At 38.1% G+C, this 22,230-nt stretch carries 18 protein-coding genes; 10 read left to right on the top strand and 8 right to left on the bottom strand.

Annotated elements, in window-relative coordinates:
- Positions 1–92 precede the first annotated feature (92 nt).
- Both F960_RS19325 and F960_RS19320 read left to right on the top strand, forming a co-directional pair.
- Entirely contained in the window at positions 93–1,376 is a 1,284-nt protein-coding gene (locus tag F960_RS19325; RefSeq protein WP_035373283.1) for a 3-deoxy-D-manno-octulosonic acid transferase, read from the top strand.
- A 46-nt stretch (positions 1,377–1,422) separates the two neighbouring features.
- Positions 1,423–2,130: a 16S rRNA (uracil(1498)-N(3))-methyltransferase gene (locus tag F960_RS19320; protein ID WP_004870000.1), complete on the top strand. Its 708-nt coding sequence runs from the start codon at positions 1,423–1,425 to the stop codon at positions 2,128–2,130.
- A gap of 16 nt (positions 2,131–2,146) precedes the next feature.
- On the opposite strand, the gene F960_RS19315 is transcribed toward F960_RS19320, so the two are convergent.
- The gene (locus F960_RS19315) at positions 2,147–3,124 is read right to left on the bottom strand and encodes a mechanosensitive ion channel family protein (RefSeq protein WP_004869999.1); all 978 of its coding nucleotides are present in this window, start codon (positions 3,122–3,124) and stop codon (positions 2,147–2,149) included.
- 209 nt (positions 3,125–3,333) lie between these two features.
- Complete coding sequence (locus F960_RS19310) at positions 3,334–3,915, bottom strand: DUF805 domain-containing protein (protein ID WP_004869998.1); 582 nt, start codon at positions 3,913–3,915, stop codon at positions 3,334–3,336.
- 287 nt (positions 3,916–4,202) lie between these two features.
- On the opposite strand from F960_RS19310, the gene acs reads away from it, so the two are divergent.
- Together acs and F960_RS19300 are read left to right on the top strand one after the other, a co-directional pair.
- A complete protein-coding gene (gene acs / locus F960_RS19305; RefSeq protein ID WP_004869997.1) occupies positions 4,203–6,149 on the top strand; it encodes an acetate--CoA ligase in 1,947 nt (648 codons plus the stop codon).
- A 474-nt stretch (positions 6,150–6,623) separates the two neighbouring features.
- Positions 6,624–7,241: a TetR/AcrR family transcriptional regulator gene (locus tag F960_RS19300; RefSeq protein ID WP_004869996.1), complete on the top strand. Its 618-nt coding sequence runs from the start codon at positions 6,624–6,626 to the stop codon at positions 7,239–7,241.
- A 372-nt stretch (positions 7,242–7,613) separates the two neighbouring features.
- Here the strand turns inward: F960_RS19300 and sfnG are convergent, their stop codons facing one another.
- Both sfnG and msuE read right to left on the bottom strand, forming a co-directional pair.
- Complete coding sequence (gene sfnG / locus F960_RS19295) at positions 7,614–8,744, bottom strand: dimethylsulfone monooxygenase SfnG (RefSeq protein ID WP_004869995.1); 1,131 nt, start codon at positions 8,742–8,744, stop codon at positions 7,614–7,616.
- Between the two features lie 47 nt (positions 8,745–8,791).
- Positions 8,792–9,523, bottom strand: a complete 732-nt coding sequence (gene msuE, locus F960_RS19290) for an FMN reductase (protein WP_004869994.1) — start codon at positions 9,521–9,523, stop codon at positions 8,792–8,794.
- Between the two features lie 373 nt (positions 9,524–9,896).
- On the opposite strand from msuE, the gene F960_RS19285 reads away from it, so the two are divergent.
- On the top strand, positions 9,897–10,547 hold the full coding sequence (locus F960_RS19285) for a response regulator (RefSeq protein ID WP_004869993.1): 651 nt from the start codon (positions 9,897–9,899) through the stop codon (positions 10,545–10,547).
- Positions 10,548–10,615: 68 nt separating this feature from the next.
- Here the strand turns inward: F960_RS19285 and F960_RS19280 are convergent, their stop codons facing one another.
- Both F960_RS19280 and F960_RS19275 read right to left on the bottom strand, forming a co-directional pair.
- Positions 10,616–11,383, bottom strand: a complete 768-nt coding sequence (locus tag F960_RS19280; protein ID WP_004869992.1) for a hypothetical protein — start codon at positions 11,381–11,383, stop codon at positions 10,616–10,618.
- A 435-nt stretch (positions 11,384–11,818) separates the two neighbouring features.
- Positions 11,819–15,310 (bottom strand): hybrid sensor histidine kinase/response regulator, encoded by a 3,492-nt coding sequence (locus F960_RS19275; protein WP_004869990.1) that lies wholly within the window; start codon positions 15,308–15,310, stop codon positions 11,819–11,821.
- Positions 15,311–15,492: 182 nt separating this feature from the next.
- Between F960_RS19275 and F960_RS19270 the strand changes: the two genes are divergently transcribed.
- The 5 genes from F960_RS19270 (at position 15,493) to F960_RS19250 (ending at position 19,074) form a co-directional block, all read left to right on the top strand.
- The gene (locus F960_RS19270; protein ID WP_004869987.1) at positions 15,493–15,858 is read left to right on the top strand and encodes a DUF485 domain-containing protein; all 366 of its coding nucleotides are present in this window, start codon (positions 15,493–15,495) and stop codon (positions 15,856–15,858) included.
- Entirely contained in the window at positions 15,858–17,576 is a 1,719-nt protein-coding gene (locus F960_RS19265) for a cation acetate symporter (protein WP_035373289.1), read from the top strand. The genes F960_RS19270 and F960_RS19265 overlap by 1 nt, the downstream gene beginning before the upstream one ends.
- A 128-nt stretch (positions 17,577–17,704) precedes the next feature.
- Complete coding sequence (locus F960_RS19260) at positions 17,705–18,076, top strand: hypothetical protein (RefSeq protein WP_004869983.1); 372 nt, start codon at positions 17,705–17,707, stop codon at positions 18,074–18,076.
- A gap of 225 nt (positions 18,077–18,301) precedes the next feature.
- The gene (locus tag F960_RS19255; protein WP_004869981.1) at positions 18,302–18,496 is read left to right on the top strand and encodes a hypothetical protein; all 195 of its coding nucleotides are present in this window, start codon (positions 18,302–18,304) and stop codon (positions 18,494–18,496) included.
- Positions 18,493–19,074, top strand: a complete 582-nt coding sequence (locus F960_RS19250; RefSeq protein WP_004869980.1) for a hypothetical protein — start codon at positions 18,493–18,495, stop codon at positions 19,072–19,074. The genes F960_RS19255 and F960_RS19250 overlap by 4 nt, the downstream gene beginning before the upstream one ends.
- Here F960_RS19250 and F960_RS19245 read toward each other — a convergent pair.
- Together F960_RS19245 and F960_RS19240 are read right to left on the bottom strand one after the other, a co-directional pair.
- Entirely contained in the window at positions 19,050–20,012 is a 963-nt protein-coding gene (locus F960_RS19245) for an IS30 family transposase (protein WP_004854881.1), read from the bottom strand. The genes F960_RS19250 and F960_RS19245 overlap by 25 nt on opposite strands.
- 289 nt (positions 20,013–20,301) lie before the next feature.
- The gene (locus F960_RS19240; RefSeq protein ID WP_004869974.1) at positions 20,302–22,095 is read right to left on the bottom strand and encodes an ABC transporter ATP-binding protein; all 1,794 of its coding nucleotides are present in this window, start codon (positions 22,093–22,095) and stop codon (positions 20,302–20,304) included.
- Positions 22,096–22,230 lie beyond the last annotated feature (135 nt).

The raw sequence follows: 22,230 nt of genomic DNA, 5'->3' as shown, positions 1-22,230 counted from the left end.
TAAAATAAAACAAAACAACAGGGCATAATTCATTAACAAGTGGATAATGCTCTGTTATATTGCCCCAATTCACATTGATTTGGGGCAATTGTTTGACCACTCCTTTTTGGTATAACGCAGCATTAACCTTGATTAAGCCTTTGTATAAATGGCGAATAAAAACTCGTGCGGAAAATTTTCAAGCCTACCAACAAGAATGTATAGAACGCTTTGGTCCATTCCAAGAAGTTAAAAATAAACATGCCATTTGGTTTCATGCCGTTTCTGTTGGAGAAACCAACGCCGCGCAACCTTTGATTGAACATTATCTAAAACAAGGCCATGCCGTATTGGTCACCAATACCACTAAAACAGGGCAGGCACGAGCAAAGTCATTGTTTTTAAAAGAACCATATAGCAAATTATTTCAGGCAGTTTATTTGCCTGCCGACCAAAAAAAACTCATCAAAGCTTTTTTTCTAAAATATCAACCTAAACTATTGGCGCTGGTTGAAACGGAGTTATGGCCCAACCTGATTGATCAAGCCAAACAGTTTAAAGTTCCATGCATGTTGATCAATGCCCGACTTTCTGAAAAATCAGCCAATGGCTACGGCAAAGTGAAAACGCTTACTGCGCAAATGCTCAAAGAAATGGAAATGTTGTTGGCGCAAGATCAGGCGACACTCAATCGCTTTGTTGCTTTGGGGATGCCAAAAAGCAAAGCTCAAGTGCTTGGAAATATCAAATTTGATATACATGCACCGCAAGAATTTATTGAAAAGTCAGTTAAATTGAAACAAGAATGGCAGCTTTCTGAACGTAAAATCATGTGTATCGCAAGTACCCATGCACCTGAAGAGCAGAAGCTTTTAACAGCTTTAAAGCCACATTTGGACCAAGATCCGAGCTTGTTATGTATTGTAGTGCCACGTCATCCTGAACGTTTTGATGAAGTGTTTGATGTGGCTAAAAGCTTAAATCTCGTCACACAACGCCGTAGTTTAAATCAACTAATTCAAAAAGATACACAAGTTTATCTGGCAGATAGCATGGGTGAGTTGTGGCTTTGGTATGCTTTAAGTCAAGCGTGTTTTGTTGGGGGATCACTCAATGAACCTGGTGGTGGACACAATATTTTAGAGCCTCTGGTTCTCGATGTTGCGACGATTATCGGACCAAATTATTTTAATTTTCAAACTATAGTAGATGAATTTTTAAGTGAAAATGCGCTTAAAATTGGAAATGATGCAGCACAAGTGGCAGCCTTACTTTTACAATGCATAAATGACACTCAATATGCTCAAGCATTGGTGAAAAATGCAGAACATGTTTTAGAAAAGAATCGTGGTTCATTGCAAAAACATATCTATGCGATCAATCAATATATAGTTTAAGCATTTTTCACATGATATATCTTTGAGAAAAATTTGAATTATTCACATGAATATTGTCTTACTTGATCCACGACAAACTGAACAAGCGCTTTGGACGATCAGCTCCAAGCGTCAAATTGAGCACTTAAAACAACACGTAGATATTCAAGTTGGGGATACCTTAAAAGTAGGTATTCGTGAAGGAAAACGCTATATCACTGAAATATTAGAAATTTCAGATCAAAAAATCGTGTTAAAACGACTACAAGAACAGGCTGTGCCTGACAAACTTCCTGTGACTTTGATCGTTGCTATGCCTCGCCCTAAGGTATTAAGGCGCTTGATTGTGGATAGTGTAACGCTAGGTGTGGATAAGATTATACTTATCCACAGTTACCGCGTGGATAAAAGTTATTGGCAAAGCCCATTCTTACAACAATTAGACCAATATATTACTTTAGGTTTGGAACAAGCAGGGGATACGATTGCCCCAAAAATTGAAATATATAAACGATTTAAACCCTTTGTTGAGGATGTTTTACCCACGCTAATTCATGAGAATTGTCCTGCTTTTGTGGCGCATCCTTATGTGGAAAACCCTATGCCAAGTTCAATTGAACATTCTTGTAATATTGTGATTGGGCCAGAAGGTGGATTTATTCCTTATGAGATTGATTTACTGATAAAAAACGGCTGCCAAGCATTTCACTTAGGCAACCGTATTATCAGAACCGAAACCGTCATCCCTTATTTACTAGGGAGATTGTTTTGTTAAGTTATTATTTTTTAGACTAAGCCTTTGGAGCTTGATCAATTTCTTTGCTTGCAAGTTCGCCGCGATAAACTTTAACTTCTTGAACAGGGTAAGGAATCGAGATGCCTTGGGCATTGAAGGCTTCGATTACTTCTTCCTGTACTTTACTGATAGAGGCTGAAGTTGTAGTTTCGGTGGTATCTACCCACCAAGTCACAGAAAGTTGAATCGAGAAATCAGCCAGTGAGCTTACATTTACGCTAAAAGCAGGTTGGCTCAAGATATTTTGATCTCTATCAAGAAGATCGAGAACAATTTTCTTGGCTTTTTGTACGTCATCTTCATAGCCAATGCCGACTTTAAAGTCACAGCGACGACGTTGATATGCGGTATTGACCGTTACAGCACTGGTATAAACAGTCGCATTGGGAATTACGATACGACGTCCATCTGGAGAACGTAAAAAAGTAGCACGGATTTGGATATCTTCAACCGTTCCTTCCATATTATTCACGATAATAGTATCGCCAATTTTGAAAGATTCACTGAGTAAAATCAGGATACCTGACAGCATATTTTGGAAAATATCTTTAAATGCAAAACCGATTGCAACAGAACCAATCCCAAGTGCACTCATCAGTTGTCCTGGGGTAAAGCCTGGAATGGCAATCACCATCGCAATAAGAAAACCAAAGAATACAATAAATGTGCTACCAATTCGGTTCAGCACCAAAACCAAATTTTGGCGAGTATAAGATCTGTTTTCTAAAGTTTTACGCACAAAAAATTTGAAGACTTTAGACAACAACCAAAAAATAATAATAACGACGATCGCGATACAAAAATAAGGCACACGCTGCCAAAATGCATCAATGATTTTATCAATCGTCGAGTAGGCATCGTGATATTTTGCTGTATGGGCAATGACAGTTTGCGCAGTTTTTTCGCCTGCATCATGTAAAAGTTGAGTGGTGTCTTGAGCAACATCACTTAACTTGCCTTGTTCTTGGGCCACGGTATTTTCCAAAAAATTGAATACTTCGATAAAACAAATTGATTTAAAAAATCACCATTTTATTAAAAAAATAGAGATTTTTTTATTCATTTTTTTTGTAGGATTTAAATGGAAAAATCACACAAAATAAATGAATAGTGCACAGAGTAATATCATTTCAAAAATATCACTCTGTTATAAAATAAATGTGGGAGGATTGTATGCGTTTTTTAAACGTATCGCGTATTTTTTTGAATGATTTCTGCTGGATTTTCCAGCTCTCCGCTACCGACCATATATGAAACTAAGCTTGCAGAGGCAAATAGGCTTGTGATCGTTAATAGGATCATGAGCCATGCCATGATTTTTTCTAAAACTGAGGCAGGGCGGGGATGTCCAAAGCGATTAAAACGCTGGCATCCACGGGCAAAAATAAGATAAAGCACAAAGAAAATATTGATCACAGGCAAGAACATCAACAAACAAAACCAGCCAGATTTGTTGCGGTCATGCAGGCGTCGGATCATGATGACAAAATTAAAATACACATAAAAAATAGAAATTATGCCGAACGCGATGCCTGCAACGCCATTCAATGCATTTAAAAAATGGTCATTAAATTGCAGGGTATTGAGATTGAAAATCCCCATCGTCAAACTCAGGCTAAACATCGCCCCAAGGACGATGATATATAAGAATCCATACCACGCAATAAAGCTCAAACGATTGAAACGACCACTAGGTGATAGCGGATTATCAGTAGGAGCGGGTTGATTTTTTGAGAAGAATGGAGCTGATTCTTGCGCTTGCATGATCGTTACCCTATTGGGTCTGTTAAAAAATGTTGGCTTTATGAAGCAATTGTTCGCTTTTTACCCGAGGAATTATAAGATTAAAAGAAATAAACGGATACGGAAAATTTGAATAATCATCTAAAAAACAGTGGTTATTCCGATAAATAACAGTTAATTTAAACTTAGACCAAAGCATGATTGTTTGAGTTTTCCAGATATGGTCATACTGCTCAAATGCAATGAAATAAAAATCTCTATAAGTTGGCATGGCTCTCGAGATGAGAGAAAAATCAAGGAAGAATACTATGAATGAAATCTATCCTGTACCAGAAGAATTTGTAAAAACAGCTCGAACAACAGAGGAACAATATTTTGCTAAATATAAGCAATCTGTTGAAAACCCAGACGAATTTTGGGGTGAAATGGCAAAAAAACTGGATTGGATAAAGCCATTCACCAAAGTAAAAGACAGCAATTATGACCCTGAATATTTCAAAATCGAATGGTTTTCGGATGGTCAGATTAATGTAAGTGCCAATTGTTTAGACCGACATTTAAAAGAACATCCACATAAACCAGCCATTATTTGGGAAGGGGATCATCCCTCAAGACATAAGATTATTTCATTTGAAGAATTACATGATGAAGTTTGTCGTTTTGCCAATGTTTTAAAGAAACATGGCATACAAAAAGGCGATCGAGTGATCATGTATATGCCGATGGTCTCTGAAGCTGCGATTGCGATGTTGGCCTGTGCTCGAATCGGTGCTGTGCATTGTGTGGTTTTTGGTGGCTTTTCTCCAGATTCTTTGGCAAGTCGAATTGATGATAGTCAGGCAAAATTGATCATCACTGCTGACTCAGGCATGCGTGGCGGTAAGCCGATTCCATTAAAAGAAAATGTGGATGCAGCCTTACAGCTTGACGGTACGGGTTCGGTCGAACATGTCATCGTGGTGCATCGCACAGGCAATCCGATTGAAATGAAAAATGGGCGTGATATTTGGTATCACATGGCGATCATGGAAGTAAATGATATTTGCCCGCCTGAACCGATGAATGCTGAAGATCCACTATTTATTTTATATACCTCTGGTTCGACTGGTAAGCCCAAGGGTGTTTTACATACGACGGGTGGTTATATTACTTATGTTAATTGCACATTTAGAGAAATTTTTGATTTAAAACAAGATGATGTGTTTTGGTGTACTGCGGATGTGGGATGGATTACGGGGCATTCTTATGTGATTTATGGACCACTTTCTAATGGTACAACCACGGTCATGTTTGAAGGTGTACCGCAATATCCAACATGGGCACGAACAGGGCATATCGTTGATAAGCATAATGTGACCATTTTATATACTGCACCAACTGCGATCCGCGCCATGATGCGTGAGGGTGATGCCTTTGTTCGTGAAAGTGATCGGAGTAGTTTGCGTTTATTGGGTTCAGTGGGTGAGCCAATCAATCCCGAAGCTTGGAATTGGTACTATACCGTGGTTGGAGAAAGTCGTTGTCCGATCGTTGATACGTGGTGGCAAACAGAAACAGGCGGAATCTTGATTTCACCGTTACCTGGCGCAACTCCTCTGAAACCCGGTTCAGCAACACGTCCATTTTTTGGTGTGCAACCTGCACTTGTTGATGCGGATGGACATGAAATTGAAGGTGTGGCTGAAGGTAATCTCATCATCAAAGATTCGTGGCCAGGACAAATGCGCACAATTTGGGGTGATCCACAACGCTTTATAGAAGCATATTTCTCGACTTATCCCGGCAATTATTTTACTGGAGATGGAGCGAGACGCGATAAGGATGGTTACTACTGGATTACGGGTCGTGTCGATGATGTGCTTAATGTTTCGGGTCATCGTTTGGGTACAGCCGAAATTGAAAGTGCGCTAGTTGCACATGATAGTGTCGCAGAAGCAGCCGTGGTGGGTATGCCGCACGATATCAAAGGGCAAGGCATTGCTGCCTATGTCACGCTACAAGCGGATGTTGCAGAGTCTGAAGAGCTACGAAAAGAGCTTTATGTCTGGGTTCGAAAAGTCATGGGACCTGTTGCGACACCTGATGCTATTTTTTGGGCACCTTCTTTGCCAAAAACCAGATCAGGGAAAATTATGCGTCGAATCTTAAGGAAAATTGTCGCCAATGAACTTGATTCTTTAGGTGATACTTCAACCTTAGCTGAACCGCAAGTCGTAGATCAACTCATCAAAGAGGTCCGTTCAATATTAGATTGAATAGTCCATGGATAATGAAATATAGATTTGAAAATTATAAAATGCCACTTTAAATATGAAGTGGTATTTTTGTTTTTTATAATAGTATTTCTAATATTTATTATGTTAATAAAATAAATTGTCTTATTTTAATTATGGATTTAAATGAAAATTATTCTTAATTTAATTTGTTTAAAAAAGTACATGCGAGCATAAAATAATGCATGATTAGACTATAGTTGTATATTTGTTAAAATTGAATATTCAACAAAATAATCAAAACTTTAGAATTTAATTCTAGCTTTTTATTCGCTATATTTGAAATATTATTTTTTAATTAATTGTTATTTATATGGAAATTATTTATGAAAAAACAAGTTTATTTAAAATAATAAAAAATATTTACTTCAGTAAATTAATATTCAAAATAAACGCGTTTAAGCTTTGTGCTTTAATTTGCATGTAGAATGGCGTGGCAATTTCTAGGAGTATGTAATGAAGGATTTTGATGTTATACATAGGGCTTATTTGAATAAGGCTGATATCAAAAGCATAATATTGAAAGACGCGCTAATATGCTTTTCCGAACATGGTATAGAGTCTACAACTATAGAAATTATAAAGAAAAAATCAGAAATTAGTGTCGGTTCGATTTATCATCATTTCAAAAATAAGGAGGGTATTATTGCTTCATTGATCTTTATCGCTTTGGACGATTTAAATCGTTATATGGAACATTACTTACTTCAGGCGACCAATTTTGAAAGAAGTATTGCTGCAATTGTTTTAAGTTATGTGGACTGGGTAGATGAACATCCATTATTTGCAGAAGTGTTATTTTCCGGGAAGTTTTATGTATTTCACAGTCAATATAAGCAAGAGTTAGAACAAAAGAAATTAAATACGAAGAAACTTATTATTAACTGGTTTTCAACACCTGAGTATAAAAGTCGGCTTAATAGCATTCCTCTAGATTTAATTCTATCCCTAATATTTGGTATAACAGAACATTATTGCAAAAATTGGGTTCTAGGACGTGTGGATAATCGACCTAAATATTTTAGAAGAGAGCTAGCTCTATCTGCTTGGAAAGCAGTCGAATTGTATTTTTAAAATTAAATTAATCTTTTATTGGAAATATTCATTATTTATTTTTTAATTATAATTTTAAGTTTATTGATAAATAAAAAAGAGATATTAATGAGTAGAAGGCAGAGGTATAAATAAAAATATTACGTGATTAATAACATGATATGTTGAGTTATTATATATAGACTTTATCTTGTTAAATTAAAATAAAAAAGTATTTCAAAAAAAATTATTAAATCTTTTCCAAGATCTAGCTTTATTATATGGAACTAGATTTATAAAGCAAAAACGTATCGGTTTGAAATCAATAAAAAAATCCCTCAAACCGAGTCTTGAGGGACGAAATTAATATTTTTTTGTGTGGGTGATTCTGATTATTGGTGATTATGAGTGGTTTTACGCTGATTTCGCCGTAATTTGCTGTTGATTTTCTGATTTTCTTTCAAGTTCACGAACAAGAGGAAGCACTTTTTCTCCAAAGTATTCAACTTCTTCTATGAAGTGCAAAAAGGCTGAAAGGATAAGATCAACGCCGATACTTTTAAGTTCAACGATTCGCTTAGCGATTTGTTCTGGTGTGCCGATCAAATTGGTTTTAAAGCCATCATTATATTGAACCAAGTCTTCAAAAGTTGATTTAGCCCAGTTTCCTTCTCCTTCTTTCGATGCAGCACCCGCTTCCCGTGTTGCATCACCAAAAGCGTTTACAGCTTCCACATTGGCTTTATCGATGATTTCTTGAAGTACGGCTTTGGCTTCTTCTTCGGTATCACGTGCGATGATAAAAGCATTTACTCCAATTTTGACTTGATGATTGTTTTGTTTGGCTTTTTCGCGAATGTCATCCACTTGTTTTTTGATTTCTTCAGGTGTATTGCCGTTGGTAAAATACCAATCTGATACACGTGATGCCATATCTCGTGCAGCTCTTGAGCTTCCGCCTTGGAAAACTTCAATATGTGGTTTTTGTAGTGGCTTAGGTTTGAGGGTATATTCTTTAAATGTGTAATATTTTCCATCAAAACTATAGTTATCAGTGGTCCAGATCCCTTTGAGTGTGCGAATGAACTCTTCTGAGCGGACATAACGTTCGTCATGTTCAGGCCAGACTTCACCAATTGCATCGAACTCACCTTTAAACCATCCGCTAACCACATTGATGGCGATTCGACCTTCGGTTAAATAGTCAATGGTCGCCAATTGTTTTGCAGCCAGTGCAGGCTTCCACGGACCTGGAAGAATTGCGGCAATGACTTTGAGTTTATCCGTTTTGGCGAGTAGGGCATGACTAAAGCTAACCGATTCATGTTGATTTTCAGCGCCATATCCTGCGGTAAATCGGATTTGAGTCAGTGCATATTCAAAGCCATTTTTTTCTGCAGTTTGGGCTAGCTTAACATTGTAGTCATAACTCCAATCAGTACGCTGCTCAATGTTGCTCACCACCAAACCGCCACTGACATTGGGTACCCAATAAGCAAACTTTATCAGCTCTTGTTGTTTTGGATGTTGTTTTAATTGTGTCATTGCTGATACTCCGATGTTTTGATTATTTATAATGAGTTAGTTGATTATTAAGCGACTTGTTGCTTGGGCTTTTTATGGTGTAAACGAGTTTCTGCTGCATCTAGGCTTGGCACAGCTGCAGACGGAAGCACTTCTTCTTGTTCGATCAATTTGTTAATCCCAAGATTTTGCTTGGCTTGCTCAGTTTTATCTTTAACGGCTGCTGCACGTTCACCTTTGGCTGGCGCCCATTCTAAGACAGGTAAAGCGCGGGCAACGGCAAGTTTGATTCGATCAAGAAGTTGCTCACTTTTGACGGTATATTCTGCAGAAAAATCTTTGTCTGTTGCATAAACACCGATCGGTAAAGTTTGCGCTTGGAAAAAGCTAAACAATGGACGAAGTTGGTGTTCAAGGACTAAAGCATGACGATCTGAACCGCCAGAAGCCGCCAATAAAACAGGAACATCAACCAAGGCAGTTTGTTCTACAAAGTCAAAAAAGTGCTTAAATAAACCAGTAAATGAAGCACGATAAACAGGTGTACCGACGATGAGTGCATCGGCAGCTTCTAGTTTTGCGAGATCAGCTTGGATTTGCTCAGGAAGCTGATTGCGATAGATTGCACCACCAAGCAGATGTCCAATTTCGCTAAATTTAATAAAATGCACATGAATCGGAGTCGCTTCACCCAATTCATCAATAATAGCCTGTACTAAACTTTCAGTTTTAGAAGGATTGTTTAGCCCGCCTGAAACAGCAACAATGTTGAGCGGTTTTTGCTGTGCAAAATTAGACATGATGATGATCTCGTTTTGATTCGGAATGTCATCATTTATCCCCAGCAAGGCTTATACTGTAAAATAAGCAAAAACAGAAAAGTTATCATTATTTTAGATATATCAATATAAAATGGCAGGACCGAATATTTCCCAACGCTAAATCTATGATGTTGAAATTTATATTTTGTATTGGATAGCTTTGCAGATATGCAGATTAAATTTATATGAAAAAGTGATTTAGTTTTCAGCTTTCTTTGAATTTCATTTAAAAAAACATCAATTTTTTTAATTAGCCGACGTTTTATGCAAAAAACTGGTAAGATTTACGTATCCTTAATTGTTATAGTATGGTTAAAATAAAAGACTGTGCTAGAGACTTCTGACGTCGCTTATGAATATTTTAATCGTTGATGATCATCCGCTATTTCGTCATGCTTTGATTCAAGCAGTTCGATACAGTCTACCGCAAGCCCAAATTCATGAGACGGCAGCTGTAAACGAATTTTATGAACGTTTAGAAAATGGTCCTGAGCCAGACTTGGTGTTATTGGACTTAAATTTACCAGGTGCCTCTGGTTTTTCGGCTTTGGTACATGTTCGTGCCCAGTATCCTTCTTTGCCGATTATCGTCGTTTCAGCACATGAAGAAACATCTATTATCCAGCGTGCAATTGCGCATGGTGCGATGGGCTATATTCCAAAATCTGCGCATCCAAGCCATATTGGTGAAGCGATTCGTCAAGTTTTAGAAGGTGAAATCTGGTTACCACCAAATTTACCAGCCAATGTGAGCTTTGACCCACGTGCGGCAGATGAAACCGCTTTGGCAGAACGTATCCAATCTCTTACACCACAACAGTTCCGTGTATTAATGATGGTTGCAGAAGGCTTACTCAATAAGCAAATCGCTTATGAGCTTGATGTTTCAGAAGCAACGATCAAAGCGCATGTAACCGCAATTTTTAGAAAATTAGGCGTGCAAAATCGTACTCAAGCGGTGCTTGCAATCAATGCCTTAAATATTGATGAAAAGAAAATATAATACAGTGTCCAAAAAAAGACCTCGCATGAGGTCTTTTTTATATCTTAGATAGGTATTAAACCAATAGGTTAAACCAAACAATCTTGATTAGGACTTAATTCATCGCAATTAAGTGGATTTAAAGCACATTGCAAATCATCAATCTGTTCTTGGGTTACATAACCTTTGGCTTTTAAGTGCGACGCAACACGATCATCACGCAGACTTAAGAACGCAGCATCATAGACACCCAAATCGACAAATAAAGCTGCCGTTTCTAAACTATTAAAACGATCTAAGAAAATGTCAGTACCATGCATCAAGAAAATATGTTCATAATTGGCTTGTGGATTGACGTGTAAACGATTGGCTAATTCTGTAGGTTGAGTTTTGATAAACAGTAGATCAGAAAGCTCATCAAATTGGCTTATATCCAATTGATTTTCGCCAGTTTTAACTTTACCTAGCCATGCTTTAAAGACCAGAACTGCACCACCACGAAGCAACATACTCCAAATTTGATGGCGAGTTTCATTACTCAAACAATCACATTCAGACTCTAGACCATCAATCAGCTTTTGTTCTTGCTTTGCCAATTTGTCAAAAAGTCCCAGACCTTGCGGATGAAAAGCGGCAGGTGCAAATACGTCAAATTTTAATTCATCAAAAATATTGAGCGCCAAAGGTACAGCACTACGATAGATTGCATCCAACGCTTGTAGATGGGTGTTATTTAATTTGCTGTATTGGAAAATATCTTGCCAATTGATTTCAGGAAGGATTGCATTAGCTGCATATTGGCGGTGGAGTTGTTGAGTTTGATGATGCCCTTGAGGTATTGCTTTTTGAATATCCATGAGGAGACTCCCAGATTGAGACGGATATTGGATCCTTTTTGTTTTTTACTATTTCAATACAGATGTATAAAAGGATAAATGATGATCTATTTATGATTTATCAAAGATGCAATAGGAATACGACTAAAGTTGTATATAGTGAAATAGCAGGTTATAAGGTTATTAAAATCAGGCTCTTATGTAATTGTAAATAAGTGTGCGTGTGTTCACTTACTTTTTTGATGTTCTTTGCCAATGAAAAGTACGCAATAGCATTTTTGGCAAATCCAAACTGAATTTTTTAGCACGATTTTGAAATCTTTTGCCTAAGTTGAAAAATATTATGCAAGTCTAGGTAATTAATTGTGTTTTTTGCTTATTTATTCGGTAAAAAAAACCATGTGGATGTATCTCCACATGGTTTTGTATTTGCAATGACTTTTAGATTTATTACTGTTATTTGGAGATTTTCAGTCCAGATAACCAAGCCCTCAATGAAGCCGGTTTGAGTGGTTTTTTCAGTAAAACCACATTGACCTCTTTAAGTCTTTGCGGAAGTTCTGGATCAGAATCGGCAGTGATCAATGCCACAGGTACATTTTCCTGACGTTGTTCTAAGATAAAGTCCAAACCAATTTTGTTATTGTTGAGATGTTGATCGACTAACCACACTTGGATATTTTCCTGTTGGATAATTTCAAGTGCTTGTTCTGGTTCTGTTGCCTTGTAAACTTGATAACCCCATTTGGTCAGCAAGGTACTCATACCTTCCAAAATGGTTTCATCATTGTCCAAACACAAAATCTTATATGCTTTGGTTTTGAGCGGTACAGCTTGTACAGGTGCTGCAATGACTTTCGGTGCTTCAACCACAGGCACTTCGATCATAAAGCATGAGCCTTTGCCAAGATTTGAATAAACATGCACAGGATAGTCCAACACGCTGGTCATACGTTGCACGATGGCCAGACCTAAGCCCAAACCTTGTTCTCCCCACGGAGAGGTATGTCCACAGCGTTCAAATTCTTGGAATAGTTTGATGCGTTGTTCTTCAGCGATCCCCGGACCCGTATCCCACACGCCGATACGAATATGTTGTGGACGGGTAGATGAGCGCAGTACACCCACAACAACACGACCTTTAGCTGTATAACGTAGTGCATTGCTGACAAAGTTTTGGATAATTCGACGAATCCATTGTGGATCAGTATCAATCCAAAATTGTGCATCATGCACATGAAGTTTGATGCCACGTTGTGCTGCAATCGATTTAAATTGTAGCTCAAGGTCGCTGAGCAGATCATGCAATGGATAAGATTGGCGTTTAGGTTGGATACTCCCGCCTTCTAAACGTGCAATATCTAATAATGCGGACAACATACTTTCCGCACCATGTAAGGCACGATCAAGTTGCTGTAACGTTTTACGATCTTCGTCTGACTGGATACTTTGTTCTAGCGCGGTACTAAATAAACGTGCTGCATGCATTGGTTGGAGTAAGTCATGACTTGCAGCCGCAATAAATCGACTCTTCGACATATTGGCTTTATCGGCTTGTTCACGTGCGAGTTGTTGTTCTGCTAGTGCATTTGCCAACTGTTGAGTGCGATCTTGCACACGTCCTTCGAGTAGTGCTTCATTTTCACGGAATGCGGTAATGTCGGCAAAGGTCGTTACAAAACCGCCACCTTCAATCGGATTACCCCGCATTTGAATGACACGACCATCTTTACGGATGCGTTCAAACTCATGGGCGCTACCGACTTTCATCCAATGAATGCGTTTGCGGACATGTTCTTCAACTGAACCCGGTCCACATTCACCACGTTCAGCGTTATAACGAATTAGATCTGCGATAGGGCAACCGACATATACTAAATCTTTTGGATAATCGAACAGTTTAAGGTATTGATTATTCCACGCGACCAAACACATATTTTCATCGACCACACTCACCCCTTGCGTCATGTGGTCAATCATGGTCATGATCAAGTTTTGATTAAAGCGTTGCCATTGTGAAGCTTGGTCGAGAATGTTCGCGACTTGCCCAAGTGCCAAGCCATTGTTCACCATCGCTGTGGTCAGCAAAGTTCGTGCTGAAGCAGCACCAATCGTACCTGCAAGGTATTGTTCGGTGAAACGCCACCACATCCCATTGGCACTGCCATTTTCGTTGAGTACGACATTATTCATAATGCAGAACTGACGAAACGCATGCATGGTTGGACCTTCACCTGTAATGCGTTTAGCTAGTGTGATCAGATCACCCACTTTTAAGCGTGCAACATCATGATGTAAATAATTGATGTCGGTTGAAGTGTTGTGAGTAGGTAAAGGCTTGGTTTCATAATAGAAGAAACTTTCTGCCTGAATCTGTTCGGCAATGCTTGGGCGATAAATCCGCGAGACCCAAATATATAGTGTAATGTTTAAGCCCAATGCCCAAATAACACCATGTGTTAATGGTGCAAAAGATTCAAAACCAAGTAAGGCTTCAGGGCGTAACCATTCTATGCCAAATGGACCTTGCATTAAAAATTGATGGACAAATTCACTATATTCAACAGGCAAACTGCGCAAAATCGTTGGTAGAAGTAGTGTGTAAATCCACATAATAAAACCAACGATCAGCCCTGCATAAACCCCTTGGCGACTTCCTCCACGCCAATATAGACCACCAATCAATGCTGGTGAAAATTGGGCAACCGCACTAAAGGCAAGTAAACCAAACACCGAAAGTTGGTCGATATCGTTGAAGAAATGGAAGAATAAAAATCCAAGTAACATGACCCCCAAGATACAGATACGACGAGTAAACTTGAGGACTTGAGGTAAGCGTTTATCATGACGAGAGAGCAGACCAAAACGCCAAAGCGCAGGCATGATTAAGTCATTACTCAACATGATCGACAGTGCTACAGAGGATACCAAAAGCATACCTGTAGATGCTGAAAAACCGCCCAAAAATGCCAGTAAAGTCAACCATTCTTGGTTATAACTCAGGGGTAGCGATAAAACTGCAACATCGGGAATAGTGAGATATTCAGGTGCTGCATGTAAGGCCCAACTGGCAATCGGGATAATGGCAAAAATAGTTAATATTAAATAGGTCGCAAACCAGCGACGTGCACCACGTATATGTTTTTCATCTCGAAGCTCAACCACGGCAACGTGAAATTGGCGTGGTAGGCAAATAATTGCGAGTGCTGCCAACAGCGTCTGCACCCAAAAAGTTTCAGGAACCCCAAAGAGCTGAACTTCATGGAAAGTTTTAGTCACATCATGTGAAATTTGTAGGATATTTTCAGGTTTTTCTAAAATAAAGAAAAAAGCGACACAGAGTAACGCAAACAGCTTTACAAAAGATTCAAATGCGACTGCGAGCATCAAACCGCCATGTTGTTCTGTATTGGCGATCTGACGCGTACCAAACATCATGGCTAAAATGGCTAAAACTGCGGTTAAGCCCAGTACACCATTGGTTGTAGTTGAAATCACATGGGTATCATGTTGCAACATGACTGATGCACTGAGGGCAATGGCTCGAAGCTGTAAAGCAAGATAAGGAATAATAGCGATCACGGCCAAGATCGTAACCAATGAAGCCAATGCGCCACTTTTACCATAGCGAGCAGCCACAAAGTCAGCAATCGATGAAATAGCATGATGCTGTCTGACTCGACCTAATCGACGCCAAATGTCATAACCTAACCAGACAAATAACAGTGGACCAAGATAAATCGGCAGGAAGATGATCCCTTCACGAACAGCCGCACCAGTCGCTCCATAAAATGTCCAAGATGAGCAATAAACACCCAATGTTAGACTAAAGAGTAACATTCTGCCGCGCGTGCTTAAACGACTGGCATGCTTCTCACCGAAGAATGCACAACTGAATAAAACAAAGATATAAAGGGCCAAAACCCCAATGATCAGCCAACTATTCATAGGTTTTTTAATATTGAAAACTGTCTATATGATACCGCATTCAAAGTGTTAGGCGTTTAAATCGCTCAAAATTTAGCGACCAAAGTCTAAGTTACGAGAGGCATACAAGATTGATATTTTTGTACACGTAAAAATAAGGATTAAAAAATGGCCGCAGATGGCCATTATCAAGGAGCAATGCTATGGATGACGTACAGGTACAACGTATTCTACAAAATCCTAAATTCAAACAAATGGTCAGCAAAAAAAGTACGCTCAGTTGGACACTTACTATCATCATGTTAGTTGTTTACGTGGGATTTATGCTTTTAGTTGGTTACAACAAAGAATTTTTAATGAGTTCATTTAGCGGTGGTGTAACAACATGGGGGATTCCTTTAGGACTTGGAATCATTGTGTTGTCATTTGTGCTTTGTGGTGTTTATTCATATATCGCCAACAATACATTAGACCAGTTGACTGCAGAAGCGATGAAAGAAGTTGAAGCTATCGCACATGAAAAGTCAAATACCAATAATTCGAACGTTTCTGGTGGTGAATCAGTATGATGAAATGGAATTCATTTAAATCGAAAGCAGCTTTAGCTACTGCAACGCTTGCAATGTCAGGTGTAGCAATGGCTGGTCCTGACCTAGGTGAAGCTCAACAACAGGCAACGAACTGGCATGCAATTATCATGTTTGCTATTTTCGTGGGTCTAACATTGTTCATTACCAAATGGGCTGCTAAACAAACGACTAATACTGCGGACTTCTATACTGCTGGTGGTGGTATCTCAGGTTTCCAAAATGGTTTGGCGATTGCGGGTGACTATATGTCAGCAGCATCGTTCCTTGGTATTTCTGCGATGGTGTTTAGCTCAGGCTTCGATGGCTTGCTTTATTCACTTGGTTTCATGGTTGGTTGGCCAATCGTACTCTTCTTGGTTGCTGAACGTCTTCGTAACTTAGGTAAATATAACCTATCTGACGTTGTTTCTTTCCGCTTAGAAGAAAAACCAGTTCGTACACTTGCTGCGATTAGCTCACTCGTTGTTGTTGCGTTCTACTTGATCGCACAAATGGTGGGTGCAGGTCAGTTGATCAAACTTCTATTTGGTTTGAACTACAACATTGCAGTTGTGATCGTAGGTCTATTGATGATGGCTTACGTAATCTTCGGCGGTATGCTTGCAACGACTTGGGTACAGATCATTAAAGCGGTGATGTTACTTTCAGGTGCAACCTTCATGGCATTCATGGTAATGCATTCTGTAGGCTATAGCTTCTCTGAAATGTTTAGACAATCGATTAATGTATTTGCAAAAGTTCATGATGTGAGCGTTGCTGATGCTTCTAAAATCATGGGTCCTGGTAGCTTAGCGAAAAACCCACTTGATGCTTTATCTCTTGGTCTAGCATTGATGTTCGGTACAGCAGGTTTGCCACATATCTTGATGCGTTTCTTTACTGTAAAAGATGCGAAAGAAGCACGTAAATCAGTTGTAGTAGCAACAGGTTTCATTGGTTACTTCTACTTATTGACATTCATCATTGGTTTTGGTGCGATCCTTTTTGTATCAAACAACCCTCAATTCATCGACGTTGCAAAAATGGCGGTTACTGGCAAGTTAGAACTTGTTGGTGGTAACAACATGGCTGCAGTTCATCTTGCAGATGCTGTTGGCGGCGACTTGTTCATGGGCTTCATCTCTGCTGTAGCATTTGCGACAATCCTTGCGGTTGTAGCGGGTCTTACACTTTCAGGTGCGTCAGCGATTTCTCATGACTTGTATGCAAACGTATTGAAAAAAGGTCAAACGACTCCAGAATCTGAACTTCGTATGTCTAAGATTGCAACTTTAGGATTGGCTATCTTTGCGATGATCTTGGGTATTTTGTTCGAAAAACAAAACGTAGCATTCATGGTTGGCTTGGCATTCTCTGTAGCAGCGTGTGCAAACTTCCCAGTACTTGTTCTTTCAATGTTCTGGAAAGGTTTAACAACTCGTGGTGCAGTGATTGGTGGTGTGGTTGGTTTGGTTACAGCAGTGGTATTGATCATCCTGTCTAAAGCAGTTTGGGTAGATACATTAAAAATCTCTGATACTCCAATCAACCCATATAACGGTCCAGCATTATTTGCTATGCCACTTGCATTCTTCTGCTGTTGGTTCTTCTCTGTGACTGATAAATCAGCACGTGCTCAAGCAGAACGTAAAGCATTTGATGCACAGTATGTACGTTCACAAACAGGTATTGGTATCTCAGGTGCATCTGATCACTAATCTCTAGTTTGATACTGATAAAGGCTCCACGTGGAGCCTTTATTTTTTGTGGTATATTATTGAGAAAATTAGACATTATTTATTAAATTATAAATTTTATTATTCATAAATTTGTTTGGGGAAGTAACATGGATCTCTTTATTGCTTATAGTTTGGTTATGGTATTTTTTTACTTTGGGGCAGTTAGCATAATTATTACTAAGCTAAATTTTGATGAGGTTTTAAATAAAAAAGTAAGCTGGATGCTTATGCTTTTCTACGTTGTTTTGATCATTTTGATAACTATTTGTTTTGTTGATGAATTTGGGTTGTTGATTACGGCAATAGCGACAGTATTATTTTTAATACTTGAATTTTTTATCAATGTAACATTGATTCCAGATTTAAAAAAGAAAATTAGAGTGCTCGTTCTGCTTTTAATATTACAGCCAGTGATGTTTCTTTCCCCTCTTATTTTCTTCGCATTTTATTTTTTAACTCATCTAAATATGGGGCCGTAATAGATAAATCTGACTTAAATACTATTTCTTTCTCCATAATTAAAACTTTAGTTTCACCTATTGGATGAGCAAGATACTTTGTACTTATACTGCGAAAAAATATCACCATATAGCCTAACTATGCGTTTCCTCATCCTCAAATATTTTGGCAATTTTGTCGATATTTAGGCTTTTGTCATAGCATCAAAAATTTCTTTATAAGTCTCAAATAATTTGGGATGGGATATGGGACCAACTTATATGGTAGCAGGGATCAAAAATGATGGTAATAACGCACTAAAAGGTCAGGGTACTGCAAAGGAAATGAATTTTTATAAAAATGGGGATCTTTTATATAAAAATTATCAATCTATATTCAATGATCATAGATCAGAGCGTTCAAATATTCAGTCTGATGAACATAAGGAATTAGAAATATGAAAACGAAATGGTTATATAAAATGAATTTTTTAAAGATTATTTATCTTGGTTTTTTTTTAATCTTAGGTGGGTGTACGAAAATGTTTGAAGAAGAACAAAATTTATATTTTAATTTTCGAGTAGAAGAGAATACTAAGCTTCCAAATTTAAATGTTAATTTATATACATACGACTCAGAATCAGGCTCAAAGTGGTATGGTTTGGTTAAGAAGCAGACTGTTATAAAAAAAGGACAATATTTGGAACAGGAATTAAAAAGTATAAATTCCGACTGGCATGCTTTATATATTTATAATGGCGACTCATCAAAATTTATGTATGACGATCATATTTTTAGAGGAGCAATTTATCATCTCACTTATATTTTCAAAATAGATGGCTTACTTACCCAATCAAGAATTAAACGTTCAGAGCATGGAGGGGATGATGAATTTTTTATGAAATACAAAGAACTTGAAGATGCCGAACAAAAAGGATTTAATTATTATAATCCTATAGACGCACGGTATGAGATCAATGATATTCAACCAGATAATTTAAATACATGGCGGATTCAAGCAGCAAGTGCAACAGTATAAAAACCAGCCATAACTTCACTTGGCGTATACCAGCCTAGTGTTTTTCTAGGACGATGGTTGAGTGAAAATTCTATCTGCTCTATTTCATCGTTTGACACGTCATCAAACGATGATGATTTTGGCAGATATTGCCGGATTAAACCATTCGTATTTTCATTTCTAGCTCGCTGAATAGACTTGTAAGGATCAGCAAAATAAGTATCTATGCCGACATCAGTAATTCTTTTGTGTTCGGCAAATTCCTTTCCATTATCAAATGTTACACTATAAGCATGGCTCATTCGTAAACGATCTAATGCACAAGTAATCGTTTTAGAGGATGCTCTCGTTGACCCTAAATGAACAATATGTACGTACAGGCTCTTTCGATCAACGAGGGTTAATAAAGCTCCTTTATGATGTTTACCAATCACCGTATCACCTTCGAAATCTCCTAAACGTTGTCGCTGATCAATGACCTGGTCTCGGCAATGAATACTTGTTTTATCAATGATTTGCCCTCTACGATCCGTGTTTTTGTAACCTCGTTTTCGATATTTCTTCTGATGCCTTAAGTGTAGATGGAGGTTACCTCCTTGTGATTTATCTTGATAAATGTGCTGGTAAATCCACTCATGTGAAGGTACATCCAGCCAACCGCGTTGTGTTAAAGCACCTGAAATTTGTTCTGGTGACCAGTCTAAGCCAATTAAGTAATCAATATAAGCGAAGGCAAATGCTGTCATGGATGATGAAGGATGGTACCGTCTTTGACTTGCAAATTTCGCTGCCTGTTGAGCTCTATATCCACGTTGCCCAGTATTTCTTTTTAACTCACGGTAGATGGTTGATCGTGAACGCCCTAACTCCCGAGCAAGGCTAGCGATTGAACTTTTACTTTTCAAAGTAGCATAAATTTCGTATCTTTCATCTTGAGAAAGTTGGGTGTATTTCTTCATTGTGTGCTTTCCAATTGCGAGTTGAAAAAGTCTAATGATTCTATGAATACACCTAACTTTTTCAACTAACTACAAGTGTGTTGCACTTGGGATTTGAATCTGCGCATTGAAAAAAATGACCTTCGATGAGTTAAAAAATGTCGACAAAATTTTAGCTAAAGATATTTTTAAACTTAATCAGTTAACTTTAGAACAAAAAAAAGCGTTAGCTGAGATTCATCAACATAAACAATTTAAAATTCCAGTCGATTGAAAGACGAAGCTGATTGAAAAAATTAATACATTCAGTCTAACTATGCGTTTCCTCATCCTCAAATGTTTTGGCAATTTTGTCGATATTTAGGCTTTTTGCCATCGCATCAAAAATTTCTTTATAGGTCCCATCCTGATGATATAGATCATCATGTTCGCCGTGTTCTACGATCTGTCCCTCTTTCATGACATAGGTATAATCTGCATCAATAATTTGCGATAAGCTATGTGAAATAATAATCACTGTGCGACCTTGTTTGATCTCATCCAAACTCTTTTTAATTTGTTCAGTTGCGATCGCATCCAAACTTGCAGTTGGCTCATCAAGAAAAATAATCGGTGGATTTTTTAAGAACATCCGCGCCAAAGCAATACGTTGTTGTTGCCCACCTGAAAGCATCAAAGCATCTGCATCATAGGCATGCGGTACTTTTAAAATTTGTTCATGGATAGAGGCTTTTTTAGCTGCATTCATGACATCTTCAAGGCTAGCGTCGGTTTTTCCATAACGAATATTTTCAAAAATTGAACCTTGGAAAATATGATTTTTTTGTAAAACCAAACCGATATGTTCACGTAAAAAATGCGTATCAATATCTTCAAGATCAATCCCATCTAGTAGGATTTGACCTGCTTCTGGCTGATAAAATTTATCCAATAAACTAATTAATGTCGACTTGCCAGCACCAGACAAACCAACCAAAGCCGTGATTTTATTGGGTTGAATGGTCATGTTGATATGTTGCAGGGCACGATGACCATTTGGGTAGCTAAAATCTACATTTTTAAGTTCAAATTTACCTTGGATATTGGGTTTTAAATTGCCTGATGTTTCGATTTCATCATCCGCTTCTAAGATCGTAAAAAAGCTCTCTGAATAAATCATGGCATCATTGACCTCATCATAAATGCGGTGCAATGATCGAATCGGTGCAGAAACATTATTGAATAGCAAAACATGGAACATGATCATGCCGATACTCATTTGTCCTGCCAAAACAAAATATGAGGTCAGGATAATGATCAGCACTACACCGATTTGTTCCAAAAACGTTTTAAGCCCATCAAAAACAAAGCTGGTTTGACGTGTGCGCATCTGATTTTCAGTCAATTCAGTTTGCAGTTTGAGCTGCTTTTCTGCTTCGATATGTTCACGGTTAAAGGATTTGATCACCGTGATCGAATTGATAATACCTAAAATTCCCTGACTCTTTTTCTCACGCCCGTCACGCAATTTACGTCGCCATCCACCGAGTTTTTGTGCTTGTTTATAGGTGATCCAAAAGTAGATCGGCACGATACACAAAGCGACCAAACCCACCCAAAAATTGGCATAGAACATCAAGGCTAAGGCAATAATTGCACTGGTAAATAACGGTAAAATATCGATAAAAAAGATCTGAACCAATCGGGTGAGTGAGCCAATTCCTCGGTCAATTCGTGTTTGCAATTTGCCTGCTTGGTTATTGTCTTGATTGAAAAAAGCCAGACGATAGGTGAGAAATTTTTCGATAATGCTTTGTGCCAAATCTTCAGAAACTAAGATTCGCAGTTTTTCCCCATAAAATTTTTGACCAAACTGTACGATGGCATTGAGTACTTCTTTTCCCAATAAAATCGCGGTAATCGTAATTAGGATATGCCAACCTTGTGCCAGACCTGAGCCTGCTTCGACTAGCTTGTTGATGCTATCGACCGCATATTTTAGCGTGAGTGCATTGACCTGTGCTGTCAAAGAACCGATCAGTGTCAGAACCAAAGTGGCGATGACCAAGAGGCGATAAGGACGAACAAAAGGTCGCAATTTTAGAAACAAATGCCATAAATTCATAAGCTATTTTTTATTATCAATTTCCAGTTTGAATTTTAGTCTAAATCCGAAAGTGCTTTGTCACAAGCATATACAATGTAGTGAATTGTCACTTTGCATAAATCATTTAAAATGTAGTTGAGAAAATACCATGGA

The sequence above is a fragment of the Acinetobacter gerneri DSM 14967 = CIP 107464 = MTCC 9824 genome (assembly GCF_000368565.1).
Classification (GTDB): Bacteria; Pseudomonadota; Gammaproteobacteria; order Pseudomonadales; family Moraxellaceae; genus Acinetobacter; species Acinetobacter gerneri.
Note: the sequence above shows the minus strand (reverse complement) of the source record. Positions and strands in the feature narration are given on the sequence as shown.